This window comes from Lysobacter enzymogenes (assembly GCF_023617245.1).
GTDB lineage: Bacteria > Pseudomonadota > Gammaproteobacteria > Xanthomonadales > Xanthomonadaceae > Lysobacter > Lysobacter yananisis.
The window spans coordinates 3,306,456-3,325,412 of the sequence record NZ_CP067396.1; the positions used below are offsets into that span (position 1 = coordinate 3,306,456).

The 18,957-nt window shown below is 69.7% G+C and carries 16 protein-coding genes; 8 read left to right on the forward strand and 8 right to left on the reverse strand.

Features of this window, described 5'->3' with window-relative positions; translation table 11 throughout:
* Window positions 1-2 precede the first annotated feature (2 nt).
* Both JHW41_RS13650 and cueR read left to right on the forward strand, forming a co-directional pair.
* Window positions 3-2,477 carry a heavy metal translocating P-type ATPase gene (locus JHW41_RS13650; protein WP_250442644.1) on the forward strand — a complete coding sequence of 825 codons (2,475 nt, stop codon included), beginning with the start codon at window positions 3-5 and terminating at the stop codon, window positions 2,475-2,477.
* 35 nt (window positions 2,478-2,512) lie between these two features.
* Window positions 2,513-2,986 carry a Cu(I)-responsive transcriptional regulator gene (cueR, locus tag JHW41_RS13655; RefSeq protein ID WP_250442646.1) on the forward strand — a complete coding sequence of 158 codons (474 nt, stop codon included), beginning with the start codon at window positions 2,513-2,515 and terminating at the stop codon, window positions 2,984-2,986.
* Between the two features lie 295 nt (window positions 2,987-3,281).
* Here cueR and JHW41_RS13660 read toward each other — a convergent pair whose 3' ends face one another.
* From JHW41_RS13660 to JHW41_RS13685, 6 genes are all read right to left on the reverse strand, one after another.
* Entirely contained in the window at window positions 3,282-4,343 is a 1,062-nt protein-coding gene (locus JHW41_RS13660) for an IS30 family transposase (protein ID WP_057945874.1), read from the reverse strand.
* 828 nt (window positions 4,344-5,171) lie between these two features.
* Window positions 5,172-5,927, reverse strand: a complete 756-nt coding sequence (locus JHW41_RS13665; protein ID WP_250442648.1) for an SDR family oxidoreductase — start codon at window positions 5,925-5,927, stop codon at window positions 5,172-5,174.
* 11 nt (window positions 5,928-5,938) lie between these two features.
* Window positions 5,939-6,694, reverse strand: a complete 756-nt coding sequence (locus JHW41_RS13670; RefSeq protein WP_250442650.1) for a histidine phosphatase family protein — start codon at window positions 6,692-6,694, stop codon at window positions 5,939-5,941.
* A complete protein-coding gene (locus JHW41_RS13675) occupies window positions 6,691-7,767 on the reverse strand; it encodes a phosphotransferase family protein (RefSeq protein ID WP_250442652.1) in 1,077 nt (358 codons plus the stop codon). Before JHW41_RS13675 ends, JHW41_RS13670 begins: the two co-directional genes overlap by 4 nt.
* Complete coding sequence (locus tag JHW41_RS13680) at window positions 7,764-8,603, reverse strand: SDR family oxidoreductase (RefSeq protein ID WP_250442654.1); 840 nt, start codon at window positions 8,601-8,603, stop codon at window positions 7,764-7,766. The genes JHW41_RS13675 and JHW41_RS13680 overlap by 4 nt, the downstream gene beginning before the upstream one ends.
* The gene (locus JHW41_RS13685; RefSeq protein ID WP_078995683.1) at window positions 8,600-9,847 is read right to left on the reverse strand and encodes an acyl-CoA dehydrogenase family protein; all 1,248 of its coding nucleotides are present in this window, start codon (window positions 9,845-9,847) and stop codon (window positions 8,600-8,602) included. Before JHW41_RS13685 ends, JHW41_RS13680 begins: the two co-directional genes overlap by 4 nt.
* Window positions 9,848-9,937: 90 nt before the next feature.
* On the opposite strand from JHW41_RS13685, the gene JHW41_RS13690 reads away from it, so the two are divergent.
* On the forward strand, window positions 9,938-10,864 hold the full coding sequence (locus JHW41_RS13690) for a LysR family transcriptional regulator (protein WP_250442655.1): 927 nt from the start codon (window positions 9,938-9,940) through the stop codon (window positions 10,862-10,864).
* Window positions 10,865-11,119: 255 nt separating this feature from the next.
* Here the strand turns inward: JHW41_RS13690 and JHW41_RS13695 are convergent, their stop codons facing one another.
* Window positions 11,120-11,890, reverse strand: coding sequence for a TorF family putative porin (locus JHW41_RS13695; RefSeq protein WP_250442657.1), 771 nt, complete (start codon window positions 11,888-11,890; stop codon window positions 11,120-11,122).
* Window positions 11,891-12,364: 474 nt separating this feature from the next.
* On the opposite strand from JHW41_RS13695, the gene JHW41_RS13700 reads away from it, so the two are divergent.
* From JHW41_RS13700 to JHW41_RS13720, 5 genes are all read left to right on the forward strand, one after another.
* Complete coding sequence (locus tag JHW41_RS13700; RefSeq protein ID WP_197414844.1) at window positions 12,365-13,516, forward strand: polyamine ABC transporter substrate-binding protein; 1,152 nt, start codon at window positions 12,365-12,367, stop codon at window positions 13,514-13,516.
* A 4-nt stretch (window positions 13,517-13,520) separates the two neighbouring features.
* Window positions 13,521-14,675 carry an ABC transporter ATP-binding protein gene (locus JHW41_RS13705; RefSeq protein ID WP_057947465.1) on the forward strand — a complete coding sequence of 385 codons (1,155 nt, stop codon included), beginning with the start codon at window positions 13,521-13,523 and terminating at the stop codon, window positions 14,673-14,675.
* A gap of 199 nt (window positions 14,676-14,874) precedes the next feature.
* Entirely contained in the window at window positions 14,875-15,747 is an 873-nt protein-coding gene (locus JHW41_RS13710; RefSeq protein ID WP_250451022.1) for an ABC transporter permease subunit, read from the forward strand.
* A 26-nt stretch (window positions 15,748-15,773) separates the two neighbouring features.
* The gene (locus JHW41_RS13715; protein WP_078995746.1) at window positions 15,774-16,559 is read left to right on the forward strand and encodes an ABC transporter permease subunit; all 786 of its coding nucleotides are present in this window, start codon (window positions 15,774-15,776) and stop codon (window positions 16,557-16,559) included.
* Window positions 16,560-16,861: 302 nt separating this feature from the next.
* Window positions 16,862-17,347, forward strand: a complete 486-nt coding sequence (locus JHW41_RS13720) for a hypothetical protein (protein WP_057947464.1) — start codon at window positions 16,862-16,864, stop codon at window positions 17,345-17,347.
* A 266-nt stretch (window positions 17,348-17,613) separates the two neighbouring features.
* Here the strand turns inward: JHW41_RS13720 and JHW41_RS13725 are convergent, their stop codons facing one another.
* Window positions 17,614-18,957 carry a PstS family phosphate ABC transporter substrate-binding protein gene (locus JHW41_RS13725; RefSeq protein WP_250442659.1) on the reverse strand — a complete coding sequence of 448 codons (1,344 nt, stop codon included), beginning with the start codon at window positions 18,955-18,957 and terminating at the stop codon, window positions 17,614-17,616.

The window sequence follows — 18,957 nt, forward strand, 5'->3', positions numbered from 1 at the left end:
CCATGAACGCTACCGCCCTTCCCTCCACCGCCTTGCAGCGCCTGCGGCTCGACGTCGCCGGCATGACCTGCGGCTCCTGCGTCGGCCGCATCGAGAAGGCCCTGCGCGCCCTGCCCGGGGTCGCCGAGGCCACCGTCAACCTCGCCACCGAGAGCGCCGAGGTGGCCTACGAGGCGCCGCTGGGGCCGGCCGAGATCGTCGCCGCGGTGACCGCGGCCGGCTACACCGTGCCGACCCGCGAGACCACCCTGGAAGTGACCGGCATGACCTGCGGCTCGTGCGTGGGCCGGATCGAGAAGGCGCTGCGCGCGGTGCCCGGGGTGATCGCGGCCACGGTCAACCTCGCAACCGAGCGCGCCCGGGTCGAGGCGCTGGGTTCGGTCGAGCCGGCGGCGCTGATCGACGCGGTCGCCCGCGCCGGCTATCGCGCGCAGCTGCCGGGCGGCGACGGCCCGGGCGACGGCGGCGGCGGTTCGGCGGCGCCGGCCGACGCCGCCGGCGATCCCGCCCACGCCGGCCGCATCGACGCGCGCGAAGCCCAGGCCCAGGCCGCGCTGTCTCGCCAGACCCGCCACCTGCTGCTCGCCGCGGCGCTGACCCTGCCGCTGGTCGCGCCGATGATCGGCCTGCTGTTCGGCAAGCACTGGATGCCGCCGGGCTGGGTCCAGTTCGCCCTGGCCACGCCGGTGCAGTTCTGGCTCGGCGCGCGCTTCTACCGCGCCGGCTGGGCGGCGCTGCGCGCCGGCAGCGGCAACATGGACCTGCTGGTCGCGCTGGGCACCAGCGCCGGCTACGGCCTGAGCCTGTATCACCTGCTGCGCGGCGAGACGATGGCGCTGTACTTCGAGACCTCGGCCGCGATCATCACCCTGATCCTGCTCGGCAAGTGGCTGGAAGCGCGGGCCAAGCGCCAGACCACCGCCGCGATCCGCGCGCTGCAGGCGCTGCGGCCGGCGCGGGCGCGGGTGCTCAAGGACGGGATCGAACGCGAGATCGCCATCGCCGAGTTGCAGGTCGGCGACCGCGTCGTGGTCCTGCCCGGCGAGCGCATTCCCGCCGACGGCCGCATCCGCGAAGGCCGCACCCACGCCGACGAATCGCTGATCACCGGCGAATCGCTGCCGGTGGCGCGCGGCGAAGGCGACACGGTCACCGGCGGCGCGGTCAACGGCGAGGGCCGGATCGTGGTCGAGACCCTGGCGGTCGGCGCGGAGAGCGCGCTGGCGCGGATCATCCGCCTGGTCGAGGACGCGCAGGCCAAGAAGGCGCCGATCCAGCGCCTGGTCGACCGGGTCAGCGCAGTGTTCGTGCCGGTGGTGATCGGCCTGGCGCTGCTGACCTTGATCGGCTGGGGCGTCTACAGCGGCGACTGGAGCCAGGCGCTGCTGCACGCGGTGGCGGTGCTGGTGATCGCCTGCCCGTGCGCGCTGGGCCTGGCCACGCCGACCGCGATCATGGCCGGCACCGGCGTGGCCGCGCGCCACGGCATCCTGATCAAGGACGCCGAAGCGCTGGAGACCGCGCACCGCATCGCCATCGTCGCCTTCGACAAGACCGGCACCCTGACCGAGGGCAAGCCGGTGCTGGCGCAATGGATCGCCGCCGACGGCGATCGCGCCGGCCTGCTCGCGCGCGCCGCCGCGCTGCAGTCGGGCAGCGAGCATCCGCTGGCCAAGGCGGTGCTGGTCGCCGCCGCAGCCGAACGCGCCGCGCCGCTCGGCGCCGCCCAGGTGCGCGCGGTGCCGGGCCGCGGCGTGCGCGGCAACGTCGGCGGCGAAGCGCTGGCGCTGGGCAGCACGCGCATGCTGGAGGAAGCCGGCGCCGAGTTGGGCGCGCTGCGCGAACAGGCGCAGACTCTGGGCGATAACGGCCACAGCGTGTCGTGGCTGGTGCGCGAACGCCTCGGCGCCGCGCCGCAGGTGCTGGGCCTGCTCGCCTTCCGCGACGCGCCGCGGCCCGGCGCGCGCGCGGCGATCGCCCGGCTGCACGCGCTGGGCCTGCGCACGGCGATGATCTCCGGCGACCACGCCGGCGCCGCCAACGCGATCGCGCAACAGCTCGGGATCGACGACGTGCGCGCCGACGTGCTGCCCGAGCAGAAGGCCGCGGCGGTGACCGACTTGGCCCGCGGCGGCGCGGTGGCGATGGTCGGCGACGGCGTCAACGACGCGCCCGCGCTGGCCGCGGCCGACGTCGGCATCGCCATGGGCAGCGGCACCGACGTGGCGATGCAGGCTGCCGGCATCACCCTGATGCGCACCGAGCCGACCCTGGTCGCCGACGCCATCGCCATTTCCCGCCGCACCACCCGCAAGATCCGCCAGAACCTGTTCTGGGCGTTCGGCTACAACGTCGTCGGCATCCCGCTGGCCGCGTTCGGCCTGCTCGACCCGGTGTTCGCCGCCGCGGCGATGGCGTTCTCCAGCGTCAGCGTGTTGGGCAATACTCTGCTGCTGCGCCGCTGGAAGCCGGCATGAACGCCAGCGCCCGTTCGATCAGGAGCCCCCTACGGATGAGCCGCCACGCAACCGCGCCCGAACTGGCCCAGGCCAAGGCCGAGGGCCTGCACAACATCGGCGAGGCCGCCCAGCTCAGCGGAGTCAGCGCGAAGATGATCCGCCACTACGAGAGCATCCGCCTGATTCCGGAGGCCGGGCGCAGCGTCGCCGGCTACCGTTTGTACAGCGACGCCGACCTGCACCGGCTGCGCTTCATCAAACGCTCGCGCTCGCTGGGGTTTTCGATCAAGCAGATCGAGACCTTGCTGGGGCTGTGGGACAACCGTTCGCGCGAGAGCGCCGAGGTCAAGCGGCTGGCGCTGGACCATGCCTCGGAGCTGGCGGAGAAGATCCGCGAGATGCAGACGATGCAACGCACGCTGGAGGATCTGGCGCGGCGCTGCCATGGCGACGACCGGCCGGATTGCCCGATCCTGCAGGACTTGGCGGCGGAGTGTTGCGAGGGCAGCGGGGCCGGGCGCGCGTAGTTGCTTTGCTCTTCATCTACTCCGCTCTTCATCTGCCCCGCTCCACTTCCCCGCTCCGTCATTCCGGCGAAAGCCGGAACCCATTTTGATTTTGCCGTTGGCTGTTGCTGTGGCCGTTTGCTTTTAGCTTGGACGCAACCCCGCCCGAGGCCCACGTTCCGCAGCCCCGGAGGGCGCGCGCATGGATGCGCGCGTGCGCCATGGGGCAGGATGCCCCTTATGGCGCAGCCCCGCGCCGGGTGCTGGACTCAGTGTCTTTTGACCTTAAACAAGCGTTTTTCTTTGGTTGGCGGAGTCAATGTCCAAGTGCATCACCCTGCGCCCGCGGGTTTTTGAGTTCCTCATAGAGCACCTCGACGGGCGAGCGCCTGCCCAGGCTACGGCGGGGGCGGTTGTTCATTTCCCACGCCACCTCTTTGAGGCGCTGCGCAGAATGCACCGACAGATCGGTGCCCTTGGGAAAGTATTGCCGCAACAAGCCGTTGGTGTTTTCGCAGGTTCCGCGTTGCCACGGGCTATGGGGGTCGGCGAAGTAGATCGCTAAACCAGTGCGTTCGCTCAACTGCCGATGCGATGCCATTTCCTTGCCCTGGTCGTAGGTCAAGGTCTTCTTCAAACTTTCCGGCACGCCTTCGAACGCCGAGCTGAAGGCCTCCAGCACCGTGTGCGCGGTCGCGTCGGCGAGCTTGACCAGCTTGACGTACAAGGTGCGGCGGCAGACCAATACCCCAATCGCCGAGCGGTTGTGCGCGCCCACGATCAGGTCGCCCTCCCAATGCCCCGGCATCAGGCGCTCATGCGCGGCCGGCGGCCGCAGGCGGATGTTGGGCAGATCCGGCAGATGGCCGCGGGCGTCGCTTCCCTGGCGCGTGCGGCGGCCGGACTTGCGCCCCTGCCGCAGCAGACGGGTCACCTGGCGGCGCAATTCGCCGCGCGGCATCGCATAAATCGCGGTATAGATCGTTTCGTGCGACACGCGCAGCCAGGGCCGGTCCGGGTACAGATCCCGCAGTTTGTCGGCAATCTGTTGCGGCGACCAGCACCGTTCCAGCCAATAGCGCACGCGTCGCCACAGCACGGTGTCGCGTCGCAGCTTGCGGCGCACCCGCGCCCGTCGCCGCAGTCGCTGGGCCCGCCGGCCCGCCCGGGTCGCATCGTAGCCAGGGTCGAAACGAGGGCGTCCGCGCAGCGGCGGCCCCGAATGGGACCGAAACCCATTACGGCGCAACTCGCGAGCAATTGTGCTTTGCGCCCGACCCAACGTCTGGGCGATTTGCCGTCCGCTCGCCCCTTGGGCGATCAAGACCATGATGGCCCCGCGCTCTTCTGCGCTCAGATGCGAATACTGCTGACCCATTCACAGTGCCTCACTGAGGTGATGCACTTGAGGTTAGAGACCAGCGCTACTTTCTTTTGTCGCGCTGACAAAAGAAAGTAGCTCGGCCGCTTGCGGACGAAAGCTGTTGATGGTGGCTTGTCGTCACACAAAACATCGATAATGGTGAAAGCAGCAGCAACGTCAACATGGGTTCCGGCTTTCGCCGGAATGACGGGCGAGGGGGTGCGTACCCGACTGTAGGAGCGGCGCGAGCCGCGACCGCGCCAACGCAACTACGACGAAACTTTCGCCCTCGCTGCGATGGCACGGTCGCGGCTTGCGCCGCTCCTACAGGGGGGCGTGCCGCGGTGGAGTTCTTCTTTGCGTGTGCGTACTTGTGACGACAAGCGAAGATCAAGGGCTTCCGTCCGCAAGCGGCCGGGTCACTTTCTTTGTCTTAAGCCACAAAGAAAGTAACCAAAGAAAGGGCCTTATCTTTTTCGAATCAAGAGCCACTAGGGCTCGTCGTGGCGCGGGGCCGCGCCATAAGGGGCATCCTGCCCCATGGCGCGCGTGCGCATCCATGCGCACGCCCTCCGGGGCTGCGGAGCTACTGCATCGCGCTCAAGGGCGAGCACAAGCAAAGGCAATAGCAACGGCAACGGCAAGATCGAAATGGATTCCGGCTTTCGCCGGAATGACGGCAAGTGGCGGCGTTCATACCGACCGAAGCCCCTGTAGGAGCGGCGCAAGCCGCGACCACGACAAATCGGCGACAATGCAAGCTGCATCGCAATCGATCGCAATCGATGATTCGTCGTCGCGGCTAGCGCCGGGCCTACAAGACCCGCGAAGTGTTGTGCCAGCTCAGTTGAGCCGCGCCACCCACGACAACGGCGCGCGCTTCATCCACCATCCCAACGGCGCCCACGGCCACCACGGGACGTAGGCCTTGTTCGGCTCCTTCTCGATCGCCCGCGCCAGCAGGCGGCAGCCGGTGACTTCGTCGATGATGAAGGGCGTGTGCGCCGCCGGCGCGCCGTCGTTCATTTCGGTGCGGATGTAGCCGGGAAACACCGTGCTCACCCGGATCGACGGCTTGCGCAGCATGTCGGTGCGGATGCCCTCGGCCAACGCGGCCACGCCGGCCTTGCTCGCGGCGTAGGCGGTCAGGCCGCCGCGCAGGCCGCGCATCGCGCTCATCGAGGAAATCAGCACCAAGTGGCCCTGCCCGGCCGCGCGGAAAATCTCCATCGCCGCTTCGCACTGGGCCAGCGCGGCGAGGAAGTTGGTCTCGACGATGGCGCGGTTCAATGCGAACTGGCCCTTGCCGACCGGCGCGCCCTGGCCGATGCCGGCGTTGACCACGACCCGGTCGAGGCCGCCGAGTTCGTCGCGCAGTTCGCCGAACACCCGGAACACCGCGTCGTGGTCGGTCACGTCCAGGCTGCGCACGGCCACGCGGATGCCGGGGTGCGCGGCTTCGAGTTCGGCCTTGAGCGCCTGCAGTCGGTCGAGCCGGCGCGCGCACAAGGCGAGGTCGCGGCCCAGGCCGGCGAATTCGCGGGCCATGCCGCGGCCCAGGCCGGAACTGGCACCGGTGATGAGGATGCGCTTGCGCATGACGGTCGGCCTCAGCGGTAGGTGATCAGGCCGTCGCGCGCGTGCAGGTGCGCGTGGCCGTTGAAGGTGGACAGGCGCAGGCCGCCGCGGGCGGCGTGCACCTGGGTGTGGCTGGCGTTGACCAGGGTCCAGCTCAGGCGCAGGGCCTGGGCGTCGGGCGCGTCGAGCAGCGATTGCACGACCGTCGCGATCGGCCCGCCGGAGGTGAAGATCCAGACGTTGCGCGCGCCGCCGGCCTGCGCCGCGGCGGCCTGCAGCGCGGCGGTGCAGCGCGCGCGGAACGCCGGCCACGGTTCGTCGTAGTCGCCGTCGAATTCGCCGCCGGCCCAGCGCTGCATCGCCGCGGCGAACAAGGTCTGGAACGCGCGGTGCGGATCGGACTGGGCGCGCAGGTCCGCGCTCAAGCGGGCATGATCGGCGTACTCGGGGCGATGCCGGGCGAGGATCTGGACGTGGTCGAACTCGTTCCAGCGTTCGTCGCAAGTGGGGGCATTCCTTCCAATCCCTCTCTCGCCAGCGCGAGAGGCGCTTGCCCGCGCGGCGGCGGGCGTATCGTCGCGAACGAACATCGCGGCGAGGCATTCCTCGGCGGTCTCGCGATGCCGGCGCATGCCGCCGCAGATCGCCAGATCGCCTTCGCTAGCCAGCGGCGCCAACGCGACGCCGAGCAGGCGCGATTGCTCGCGGCCCAGATCGCTGAGTCGGTCGTAGTCGGCGGCGCCGAACGCGGCCTGGCCGTGGCGGATCAAGTGCAGAGTCGTGGTCATGCGCCGCGCTCCGCGCGCGCGATCGCCCGGCGACAACGCCAGTGCAGGTAGTTCACCGACAGCCAGAAGCGCTTGAACGCCGGGTTGCGGGTCTGGCCGTGGTGATAGCGGTAATAGATCTGCTGGGCGATCGCCGAGAGCCGGAACAGGCCGTAGACCTCGTAGAACGCCCAACTGCGCGGACGCCAGCCGGTGCGCTGGCTGTAGTAGTCCATCACCTCGCGCCGGCTCGGCATGCCGGCCAGATGGGTCGGCTGGCGGCGGGTGTCGCGGGCGATGAAGTCGTCGTCGGCCTGCACCCAATAGGCCAACAGGTTGCCGACGTCCATCAGCGGATCGCCGAGCGTGGCCAGTTCCCAGTCGAGCACGCCGATCACCCGGGTCGGATCGTCGCGGTCGAGCACGACGTTGTCGAAACGGAAATCGTTGTGGGTCAGGCGGATGATTTCCTCTTGCGGCAGGTTCTCGCGCAGCCAGGCCATGATCTTGCCGCCGCGCGGAACGTTCCAGGTGCGCGCGTCGCCGTAGCGCTTGCTCCAGCCCGCGATCTGGCGCTGGGCGTAACCCGCGCCCGGCGCCAGCCCGTCGAGACCGGCGGCGCGGTAATCGACTTGGTGCAATGCGACCAAGGTGTCGAGCACGTTGTGCGCGAGCGCGGCCACCCGCTCGCGCGACAGATCGAAACCGGCCGGCGGGTTCTTGCGCAGGATCAGCCCGTCCAGGCGCTGCATCACATAGAACTCCGCGCCGATCACCGACTCGTCGTCGCAGTGCGCATGCATCCGCGGCACGAACGCGAACACCGGCTTCAGCGCCTGCTGGATGCGGAATTCGCGGCCCATGTCGTGCGCGGACTTGGCCTTCTTGCCGGCCGGCGGGCGGCGCAGGATCAGGTCGTCGTTGGCGTAGCGCAGGCGATAAGTCCAGTTCGACGCGCCGCCGGCGTACTGGGCGATCTCCGGCGTCCCTTGCAGATGCGGCAGGCGCGGCTTGAGCCAGGCGTCGACTGCGGCGGCGTCGAGTTCCTCGCCGGCGCGCACCGGACGCGCATCGTCGCGGACCGCCGCGCTCATGCCGAGCGCGGCCCGTCGGCCGGCTGCGAGCGCGCGCGCCCGCGACCGCCGGCGCGGCGCATCGCCGCCTCGTACAGGCGATACGGCAGCAGCCGCTTGAGCAGCCAGAAACGCCTGGCCGCCGGATGGGTGAGAATGCGGAACTCGCCGCGCGCCACGCCCTCGCGGATCGATCGCGCGACCGAGTCGGCGTCGATCTTGGATTCGTCGACCAGCTTCTTCATCCAGCGCGCATAGCGCGGATCGCGGGTGCGCAGGCTTTCGCCGAGGTTGGTGCGGAAGAACGCCGGGCAGGCCACGGCGACGCGCACCCCGTCGGGTTCGAGTTCGGCCTTGAGCGTTTCCGACAGCGCCACCACCGCCGCCTTGGTCGCGTTGTAGGCGCCGGCGAACGGCGGATGCACCAGTCCGGCCATCGAGGCGATGTTGAGCAGCGCGCCGCCGCGCTGGCGCTTGAGCATCGGGATGAAGGCCTTGCAGCCGCGCACCACCCCGAGCAGGTTGATCTGCACCATCCATTCCCAGTCGGCCAGCGGCATCGCCTCGACCGGGCCCATGTCGGCGACGCCGGCGTTGTTGATGACCAGGTCGGCACCGCCCCAGTTCGCCTGCATCCACTGCGCCGCGGCCTGCAGGTCTTCTTCGCGGGTCACGTCGCAATGCAGGTAATGCGCTTCGGGCTGCAGCGCGCGCAAGGCCGCCAGGGCCTCTTCGCCGCGCGCGGCGTTGACGTCGCCGATCAGCACCCGCGCGCCTTCGCGCGCATAGCCTTCGGCCAGCGCCCGGCCCAGGCCCGAGGCGCCGCCGGTGACGAACACGCGTTGCCCGGCGCTCATGCCGCCGCCTCGCGCTTGCCGCCGATGCCGTACTTGGCCAGTTCCACCCGCGCCACCATCGCCCGATGCACCTCGTCGGGACCGTCGGCGATGCGCAGCGCGCGCGCCAGCGCGAACAGGCCGGTCAGCGGCGTGTCGTGGCTGACGCCGGCGCCGCCGTGGATCTGGATCGCCTGGTCGACGATCTCCTGCAGCATGTTCGGCGCGACCACCTTGATCGCGGAGATTTCGCTCATCGCCTGTTTGACCCCGAAACGTTCGATCTTCCACGCAGCGTACAAGGTCAGCAGGCGCGCCTGGTCGATGGCCATGCGCGCCTGCGCCACCCGTTCCAGATTGCCGCCCAGGCGCAGGATCGGCTGGCCGAAGGCCTCGCGCCCGGCGCCGCGGCGGATCAGCAGCTCCAGCGCGCGCTCGGCCGCGCCGATCGCGCGCATGCAATGGTGGATGCGGCCCGGGCCGAGTCGGCCCTGGGCGATGGCGAAGCCCTGCCCCGGGCCCTGGATCAGATGATCCAGCGGCAGGCGCACGTTATCGAAACTGACCTCGCCGTGGCCGTACGGCGGGTCGTACTCGCCGAAGGTCGGCAGCATGCGTTCGATGCGCACGCCCGGCGCGTCCAGCGGCACCAGGGCCATGCCGTGGCGCGCGTGCGGCGCGGCGTCGGCGTCGGTGAGGCCCATGAAGATCGCGACCCGCGCATCGGGATGGCCGATGCCGGTGGACCACCACTTGCGGCCGTCGACGACGATCTCGTCGCCTTCGATGCGGATCTGCGCGCGCATGTTGGTCGCGTCCGACGAGGCCACCTCCGGCTCGGTCATGCAGAACACCGAGCGGATCGCGCCGTCGAGCAAGGGCCGCAGCCAGCGCGCTTTCTGCGGCTCGCTGCCGTAGTGGTACAGCACTTCCATGTTGCCGGTGTCGGGCGCGTTGCAGTTGAAGATCTCGGCGCAGAACTCGTAGCGGCCCATGGCCTCGGCCAGCGGCGCGTACTCCAGCAGCGACAGGCCGGCGCCGAGTTCGGCGTCGGGCAGGAACAGGTTCCACAGGCCGGCCTCGCGCGCCAGCGCCTTGAGCTCGGCGATGCGCGGATGCACGCGCCAGCCGCGCCAGTCGGCGCCGGCGTTGAGCTCGGCGTTCTCGCGCCGGTAGACCGGGTCGAACGGCGCGACGTGGCGATCGATGAAGGCGTGCAGGCGCTGCAGGTATTCCTGGCTGCGCGCGCTGGGGGCGAAGTCCATGCGGACGGCTCCGGACGCCGGGACGTCCCGGCCGATTCATCCTAGGCGCGCGGCCGGCATGAATGAAGTGATCTTTGCTAACGTCTGTGCATGAACCAGATTCATACCCGCAGCGAGCAGCTCGACCTCAACCTGCTCAAGGTGTTCGAGGCGGTCTATCGCGAACGCAACCTCAGCCTCGCCGCGCAGGCGCTGTACCTGACGCCGTCGGCGGTCAGCCACGCGCTGGCGCGGCTGCGGCGCCAGTTCGACGACCCGCTGTTCGTGCGCGACGGCCGCCGCATGAGCCCGACCTCGGCCTGCCAGCGGCTCGCCCCGCCGCTGCTGGAGACCCTGGCGCGGCTGCGCGAGCTGCTGCAGCACCGCGACCGATTCGAGCCGGGATCGAGCCGGCAGTCGTTCCGCATCGGCATGCCCGAGGCGACCGAGACCGTGCTGCTGCCGGCGCTGATGCGCGCGCTGCGCGCGCAGGCGCCGGGCGCGACCCTGGCCAGCGTGGCCCTGCCGCGGCGCGATCTCGGCCGCGAGCTGGCCGCCGGCCAGGTCGACCTGGCGGTGGACGTGGCCTTGCCGGTGCGCGACCCGGTGCGCCACCGCCCGCTGTTCGAGGACGGTTTCTGCGTGGTCGCGCGCGCCGATCATCCGCTGGCGCGGCGCATGACCCTGAAGCAGTACCTGCAGGCGCGGCACGTGGCGGTGTCGGCGCGCGCCACCGGGCAAGTGATCGAGGATCTGGCGCTGCTGCACCTGGGCCTGCAGCGCGACATCGCGCTGCGCTGCCGCAGCTACCACGCCGCCTGCGCGGTGGCGGCGCAGTCCGACGCGCTGCTGACCCTGCCCGAGAGCCTGGCCGCGCGGATCGCGCCGGACGGCGCGCTGGCGCGGCTGAAGCTGCCGTTCGCGCTGCCGGCGGCGCAGTTGCATCTGTACTGGCACGCCAACAGCGAGGCGGACCCGGCGAATGCGTGGCTGCGCGGGTTGGTCAGCGAGGTGTGCGGGCGCAAGCTGGAGCGGTGAGGTGCGCGGCGCGGCTGCACCGATGCGGCTGCGGCGGAGTTTTCGCCGTAATCGATCTGGCGAGGTCGCGACTCGCGGCGCTCCTACAAGGGCTTCGGCAGGTACGTATCCGACTGTAGGAGCGGCGCGAGCCGCGACCGCGGGAACGCAACTGCGACGCAACTTTCGCCGTAGTCGATCTGGCGCGGTCACGACTTGCGTCGCTCCTACAGGAGCTTCGGCGGCTTGCGCGGGTCGCGCGCCGCCGTGCGCGGATCAGAACGTCCAGCCCACCAGCACGGCCAGCTTGTCGTCGGCCAGTTTCTTGTCGTCCAGGCCTTCGGAAATCTTCGGGCCGTAGCTCGAGGTGGTGGTGTACTGCAACTCGGCATGGAACGGCCCGAATTCGCGCGTCAGCGCCAACAAGTAATCGTTGTAGCTGTCGCCGAGCGGGTCCTGCAGGTCGTAGTAACCGACCTGGGCCTTGAGCCCGAAGCCGCTCTCGCCCAGCGGCCACTCGCCGCCCACGTTCCAGTAGTAACCCTTGCCGCCCAGGCCGAAAATATCCGGCGAATAGGCCAGGCCGACGTGGTAGTGCTCGGCGAAGCTCAAGGTGCCTTCCAGTTCGGTGTAGTCGTAGTCGTATCCGCGCTTGGCGCCCGGGTACGCGGCGCGGGTCAGGACCACGTCCAGTTCCAGGCCCGGGCGCAGTTCGCCGGACCAGCCCAGGTAGCCGTCGAGTTCGTAGTGCACGCCGTCGCTGTCTTCGCCCGGCGCGGTGAAGTCGATGCTCGACACCCAGGCGCCGGCATAGAAGCCGCTGCGGTGTTCCAGGTTGATCTCGGCCTGCAAGGCGGGGTCTTCCTGGGTCTGGGAGACGCCGCGCCAGACGTAGTCGCTCATCGCGACGACGCCGCCGCGGACGTTCCAGTCGCGCTCGCTGTCGCCGCCCTCCTGGGCCCAGGCCCAGGGCGCGGCCACCGCCAGGGCGGCGGCCAGCAGCAGTTGCGGGGCGCGCAGGCGCGGTTGCGGGCGGCGGTCGGACATCTGGAATCTCCCTGGAAAACATGCGGCGCGACGCCCTGGCGGGACGCGGCGGCGCGCGCGAAACGACGACGGAATGGCGGATCGGCGGCGGGCCGCAACGGTGCCGGCACGGGGCCGGTCCGCGGCTGCGGCGGCATGGACCGGCGGACCGGAGCGCGACGATACCGCACGTCGCGCCGCGGCGCGCGCCAACCAGGGCCGCGGCCGCGGCGATCGGCCGACGCCGGTCGCAGTCTGGCCCGGCGCTGCCCGGCGCCGTGCCGGCAGGGTCCGCCCCGACGCGCCCGGATCGCGATCCCGCCGCCTCGACGCCCTCGCGCCGCGCCGCAGCCGCGCGAATTCCGCGCGAACGCCGCGTAGACCTGGGCGATCGCATAATCCGTTGACACCGCGCGGCCCGTTTCCGAACATCCCCGCCAACGCCCCGCCCCCGTTGCGTCCGCGGCGGGCCGCCCGTCTTTCCAGGAGATTCCCGTGACCCTGCGCCTCGCCCCGCTCGCCTGCGCCGTCCTCATGCTCGCCGCCTGCGGCGGCAAGCCCGCCGCCGACGCGAACGCCCCCGCGGGCAAGCCCGGCGCCGAGGAGAAGGTGCTCAACGTCTACAACTGGTCGGACTACGTCGCCGACGACACGGTCAAGAATTTCGAGGCGGCCACCGGCGTCAAGGTCAATTACGACGTCTACGACGCCAACGAAACCCTGGAAAGCAAGCTCAGCGCCGGCGCCTCGGGCTACGACGCAGTATTCCCGTCGGCGCGCCCGTTCGCCCAGCGTCAGGTCAAGGCCGGGATGTACGCCAAGCTCGACAAGAGCAAATTGCCGAACTGGAGCCACCTGGACCCGCAGCTGCTGCAGAACCTCGCCTCGATCGACCCGGGCAACGAACACCTGGTGCCGTACATGTGGGGCACCACCGGCCTGGGCCTGAACGTCGACAAGATCAAGGAGGCGCTCGGCGAGAACGCGCCGCTGGACTCGTGGTCGCTGCTGTTCGATCCGGCCAACGCGGCCAAGCTCGGCAAGTGCGGCATCACCGTGCTCGACGACGACCAGGAAGCCTTCGGCGCGGCGCTGATCTGGCTCGGCCGCGATCCCAACGCCGGCGCCGCCGACGAGATCGACGCGGTCAGGAAGGTCTACGCCGCGATCCGCCCGTTCGTGCGCACCTTCAACAACGCCGAATACAAGGACGCCTTCGCCAACGGCGACGCCTGCATCGTGATGGGCTACTCCGGCGACATCGCCCAGGCCAGCACCGCCGCGTTCGACGCGGCCAAGAAGGCCGGCAAGCCGGCGCCGAACCTGCGCTTCGTGATCCCGAAGGAAGGCGCGATCCGCTGGGTCGACGTGATCGCGATCCCCAAGGACAGCAAGCACGCCGGCAACGCCCACGCCTTCATCGACTACCTGCTCGATCCCAAGGTCGCCGCGGCGATCAGCAACCACGTCGCCTACGCCAGCGCCAACAAGGACGCCGCGCCGCTGATCGATCCGGCCATCGCCCAGGACCCGGGCGTGTACCCGCCCGAGGACGTGCGCGCCAAGCTGGTCGATCCGCGCTCGCTGCCCGAGGACGTGCAGCGCCAGCGCGTGCGCGCGTGGACCAGCATCAAGAGCGGGCACTGAGCGCGTGAGCGTCCCCGCCCGCAGCCCAGCGCTGGAACCCTGGCGCGATCCCGCCGCGCAGCCGTTCGTGCGCATCGAAGGCGTAACCAAGACCTTCGGCAAGGTCTACGCCTGCGACGACATTTCGCTGGACGTCTACCGCGGCGAGTTCTTCGCCCTGCTCGGCGGTTCGGGTTCGGGCAAGAGCACCCTGCTGCGGGTGCTGGCCGGTTTCGAATCGCCCGACCGCGGCCGGGTGCTGATCGACGGCATCGACGTCACCGACCTGCCGCCGTACGAGCGGCCGGTCAACATGATGTTCCAGAGCTATGCGCTGTTCCCGCACATGAGCGTGGCGCAGAACATCGCCTTCGGCCTCAAGCACTCCAGCGGCGGCGCCAGGCCCGGCGCCGGCGAGATCCGCGACCGCGTGCAGCAGATGCTGGAGTTGGTGCGCATGCCGCAGTTGGGCAACCGCAAGCCCGACCAGCTCTCCGGCGGCCAGCGCCAGCGCGTGGCGCTGGCGCGCGCGCTGGCCAAGCAGCCCAAGCTGTTGCTGCTCGACGAGCCGCTGGGCGCGCTCGACAAGAAGCTGCGCGAACACACCCAGTTCGAACTGGTGAGCATCCAGGAGCGCGTCGGCACCACCTTCATCATGGTCACCCACGACCAGGAAGAAGCGATGACCATGTCCTCGCGCATCGCGGTCATGGACGCCGGCCGCATCGTCCAGGTCTCGACCCCGGCGGTGCTGTACGAATACCCGTCCACGCGCTTCGTCGCCGAGTTCATCGGCGGCATCAACCTGCTCGAAGGACGCGTGCTCGGCCACGACGGCGACGGCGACCTGCGCATCCAGTGCGACGGGGTCGGCGGCGAACTGCTCGCGCGCCATCCCGATCCGCTGCCGGAAGGCACCGCGGTCGGCATCGCGGTGCGGCCGGAGAAGATCGACGTGCACGAGACCAAACCCGAGGGCTTCGACAACGCGGTGATGGGCAAGGTCCGCGATATCGCCTACCTGGGCGACGTGTCGATCTATCACGTGCAGACCGAGGCCGGCGCGGTGCTGCGGGTGCAGGAGACGCATGTGGCGCGCAGTTCGCAGCCGCATTACGACTGGGACGATACGTTGTGGCTGTCGTGGGATGCGGCGAGCGCTGTGGTGTTGACGTCGTGAGCGCGCGACAGCGGCGGGGCCTGGGGATTTGCGGTCGTCAAGACGTGAGGGGGCTGCGGTGAGCGTGAGCCAACACCGGCGCGGCTCGGGGATTTGGGGGTTCTGGGCGGATGTGGTTTATAACCTCTTCGGGTGGTTCCGCGCCGTAGGCGACGAATTCCGCACCCGTCGCGGCCGCTTCCTGGTCACCGCGATCCCGATGCTGTGGCTGGCGCTGTTCTTCTGCGTGCCGTTCCTGATCGTGCTGAAGATCAGCTTCGCCCAGTCGGTGTTCGGGCAAGTGCCGCCGTACACGCCGCTGCTGGAGACCGCCGAGAACGGCGCCACCACCCTGCGCCTGCACGCGGCCAACTACGCCGCGCTGCTGGCCGATCCGCTGTACGTGGCGGCGTACCTGAAGTCGCTGCTGTTCGCCGGCGTGTCCACGCTGTGCTGCCTGCTGCTCGGCTATCCGATCGCCTACGGCATCGCCCGGGCACCGCGGCTGTGGCGGTTGTTGCTGCTGGTGCTGGTGATCCTGCCGTTCTGGACCAGCTCGCTGCTGCGCACCTATGCGCTGATCGGCCTGCTGCGCGCCAACGGCTGGCTGAGCCAGACCCTGGCCGGCCTGGGCGTGCTCGAACCCGGCCAGGCGGTGCTGCACAGCAACCTCGCCGTGTACATCGGCATCACCTACAACTACCTGCCCTTCATGATCCTGCCGCTGGCGGCGACCCTGATCCGCCTGGACTTCACCTTGCTGGAAGCCGCCGCCGACCTCGGCGCCAAGCCGTGGCAGGCGTTCCGGCGGGTGACCTTGCCGCTGTCGTTCCCGGGCATCCTCGCCGGCAGCCTGCTGGTGTTCATTCCCGCGGTCGGCGAGTTCGTGATTCCCGACGTGCTCGGCGGCCCCGACGCGCTGACCATCGGCCGGGTGCTGTGGACCGAGTTCTTCACCAACCGCGACTGGCCGCTGTCGGCGGCGATCGCGGTGGCGATGCTGCTGTTGATCGTGCTGCCGACGTTGTTGTTCGAATACATCGAGAACAGAGTTGATAAAGGCCGCCGCGTCGCGCGCGAGGCGCAGTCGTGAAGCGGCGGCCGTTCGCGCTGTACACGATGATGGCGCTGGGCTATGCGTTCCTGTACCTGCCCATCGTCTCGGTGATCGTCTATTCCTTCAGCGGCTCCGACCGCGCCACCACCTGGGGCGGGTTCTCGCTGCAGTGGTACGCGGCGCTGGCGCGCAACGAGCAGATCCTCGAAGCGGCGCAGCGCAGCCTGATCATCGCCGCGATCTCGGCCACCGCCGCGGTCGCGCTGGGCACCGCCAGCGGCCTGGCGCTGTCGCGCTTCGGCAAGTTCCCGGGGCGCGGCATCCTCAGCCTGATGAACTCGGCGCCGATGGTGATGCCCGACGTGATGCTCGGCCTGTCCTCGCTGCTGCTGTTCGTCGGCCTGCAGCAGTTGTTCGGCTGGCCCGAGCGCGGCATGACCACGATCACCCTGGCCCACATCACCCTGACCGCGTGCTACGTCACCGTGGTGGTGCGCTCGCGCATGACTTCGATGGACGCCAGCCTGGAAGAGGCGGCGATGGACCTGGGCGCGAAACCGTGGCGGGTGTTCTTCGTCATCACCCTGCCCTTGATCGCGCCGGCGCTGCTGGCCGGCTGGCTGCTCGCCTTCACCCTGTCGCTGGACGATCTGGTCATCGCCAGCTTCGCCTCCGGCCCCGGCTCGACCACGCTGCCGATGCTGGTCTATTCCAAGGTCAAGCTCGGCGTCACCCCGGAGATCAACGCGCTGACCACGATCATCGTGGTGCTGGTGGCGATCGGGGTCAGCGTGGCCGGCGTGCTGATGCACCGGCGCGAGCGCAAGCTCGCGCGCAGCGAGAGCTGAGACTCGCCCGCCGCCGCGTCGCGTGCGCGGCGGCACGCGCATTCATGCGCGCGTTCACACCCGTGCAACCGCGCCGACACGTGGTTTTGTTCTCCTAGCGCGCGGGGACAAGCACGCCTACGACGCTGCGCACTACCGGCCGACGCCCACCGGCGCGATCCGGCCTTTGGTCTTTCACTTGCACTCTCCTCGCGGCCGCGCGATGCGGCCGTTGCTGTACGTCCTGCGTCGGCGTGTCCGTCCGCGTCCCCCGGATGCCGCGCATCCGCGCCGGTTCCATCCAACCTTCAAGGAGACAACTCATGGACTACGCAATCCGCGCCAAGCTGTTCGCGGCCGTCGCCGCGCTCGGCCTCGGCCTGCTCGCCGCTCCGCACGCCGACGCCGCCAGCCAGTGCAAGACGCTCAAGCTGCTGCCGGGCGTGGTGCAGGTCTACGCCACGGTCGACGGCGCCGCCGCCGGCGACAGCGCGTTCTGCACCGCCGACTTCGCCTGCCCCACCGGTTCGACCAAGGTCGAAGTGTTCGGCACCGCGCTGGCCACCACCCGCGACGCGGTGATCGCGGTCGACAACACCGCCAACCTCAGCAGCGGCGAGCAGGTGTCGTCGAACTGCATCGCCACCGTGGTCGGCAACGGCAAGCGCGTCTCGGTCAGCACCTGCAACGCCAAGGCCGAAGCGCCGGCCAACAAGGGAACCGCCGACACCTCGGCCTGCTCGGTCTACGCCGAAAGCCCGGCCGGCGCGCGCGTCGGCGCCAACGCGACCTGCTTCTGCGGCACCTGATCCGGGTCCGGTCCCGCTCCAAGCAAGCGCTATCCAAGCAAGACCCATCCAAGCAAGACTGATCCACGCGCGACCGATCCACGCCTGACCCGAGGCGCCGCCAGGCGAACGGGCAAGAAAAAAGCTCCCCGATGCGACCGGGGAGCTTTTCTTTTTTGCGGTGTCGCTTTTGCGGTGTTTCTTTATCGAAGCGTTGCTTCAGAACGTCCTTTCGAACCGGCCGCCATGCGTGGCGGCGGCCATCCGTGCCGCCGCCACGCCCGCGATCAGTTGATGCAGCTGTTGATCGAACCGACCGCCGAGCTGCGGAACAGCGCGTTGCCGTCGATGTAGGCATAGCCGGTCGGCAGCGCGACGCGGGTATCCGGCGGGGTCACGCCGCCGACGGGCAGCGGGGCGTAGAACTGCTTGAACAGGTTCTTGAGCGGGGTGGCCTTGGTGCCGTTGCCGGCGTTGTAGGCGGCCAGGTAGGTCACCGCGGCGATCGGGTAAGCGCCCGAGATCACGGCGGTCGGGTTGACCAGACGGGTGCAGTTGCGCGCCGGGGCGGCGACGCTGGCCGGCACGTCGGCGACGGTGGCGCCGTCGAGCACCTTGCCCGACAGCAGCGCGGCCGGGGCCAGGCTGACCGCACCGGTCGAACCGAACAGGGCCGGGTCGTTGCCGTTGACCGAGGCGTACATCACGCCCTGGCTCAGCACTTCGGCGATGTCGGCGTAGCCGATCGCGTCGGTGGTGGCCTTGACCTTGGAGACGACGCCGTTGTTGCCGGCCTGGGCCGAGGACGCCGAGTAATTCGGCAGCGCCAGAGCGGCGGCGGTGGCGAAGCTCTGGTTCGGCTTGAAGAAGTCGGTGGCCAGGCCGAACTTGCCGTTGCACTGCGCGGCGAGGTAGCTGGTGAAGGCGAACGAGGTGCCGCTGCCTTCCGAACGGTAGACGATGGTGATCGGGTGCGAACCGGCCACCGGCGAGGTCAGGCGCGAATCGTTCCAGTTCTTGATGTCGCCGGCGAAGATGCGGCAGACCTGCTCGGTGTTCAGCGCGACCGAGGTCAGGCCGCCGACGGTGTCCTTGAACGGCAGGGCGATGGCGCCGGCCAGGACCGGGATCTGCACGATCGCGGTGCGGGTGGACGCCATGTTGGTGATGAAGGTGTTGTAGTCGGCGGTCGCGATCGGCGCGTCGGTGCCGATGAAGTCCGGAGCCGACTGGCCCGAGACCGAGCTGAAGCCGGTGATGCCGGCCGGCGAGCAGGCGCCGTTGGCGAAGATGCCGTCGTTGTTGAGGATCTTCTTGCCGGTGCCGCTGCCGGTCTGGCAGTAGGACACGGCGTCGGCCGAGTAGCGGGTGTGGAAGTCCTTGAACACCGGAACCTTGGTGCCGGTGGAGTTGCCCAGGCCGGCGACGCTGAAGGTCACGGCCGGCAGGGTGATGGCGGAATCGCGCGACAGCTTGGCGACCGGCGAGGTGCCGTTGTACAGGTCGCCGACGTAGGCCGGGGCCGGGAAGGTGGCGCCGCCGCCGTACAGATCGGCCGCGTTGGCCGAACCAGCGAAGACCAGGACAGCGGTAGCGGCCAGCAGGCCGACATGAAGCTTGTTGCGATGCAC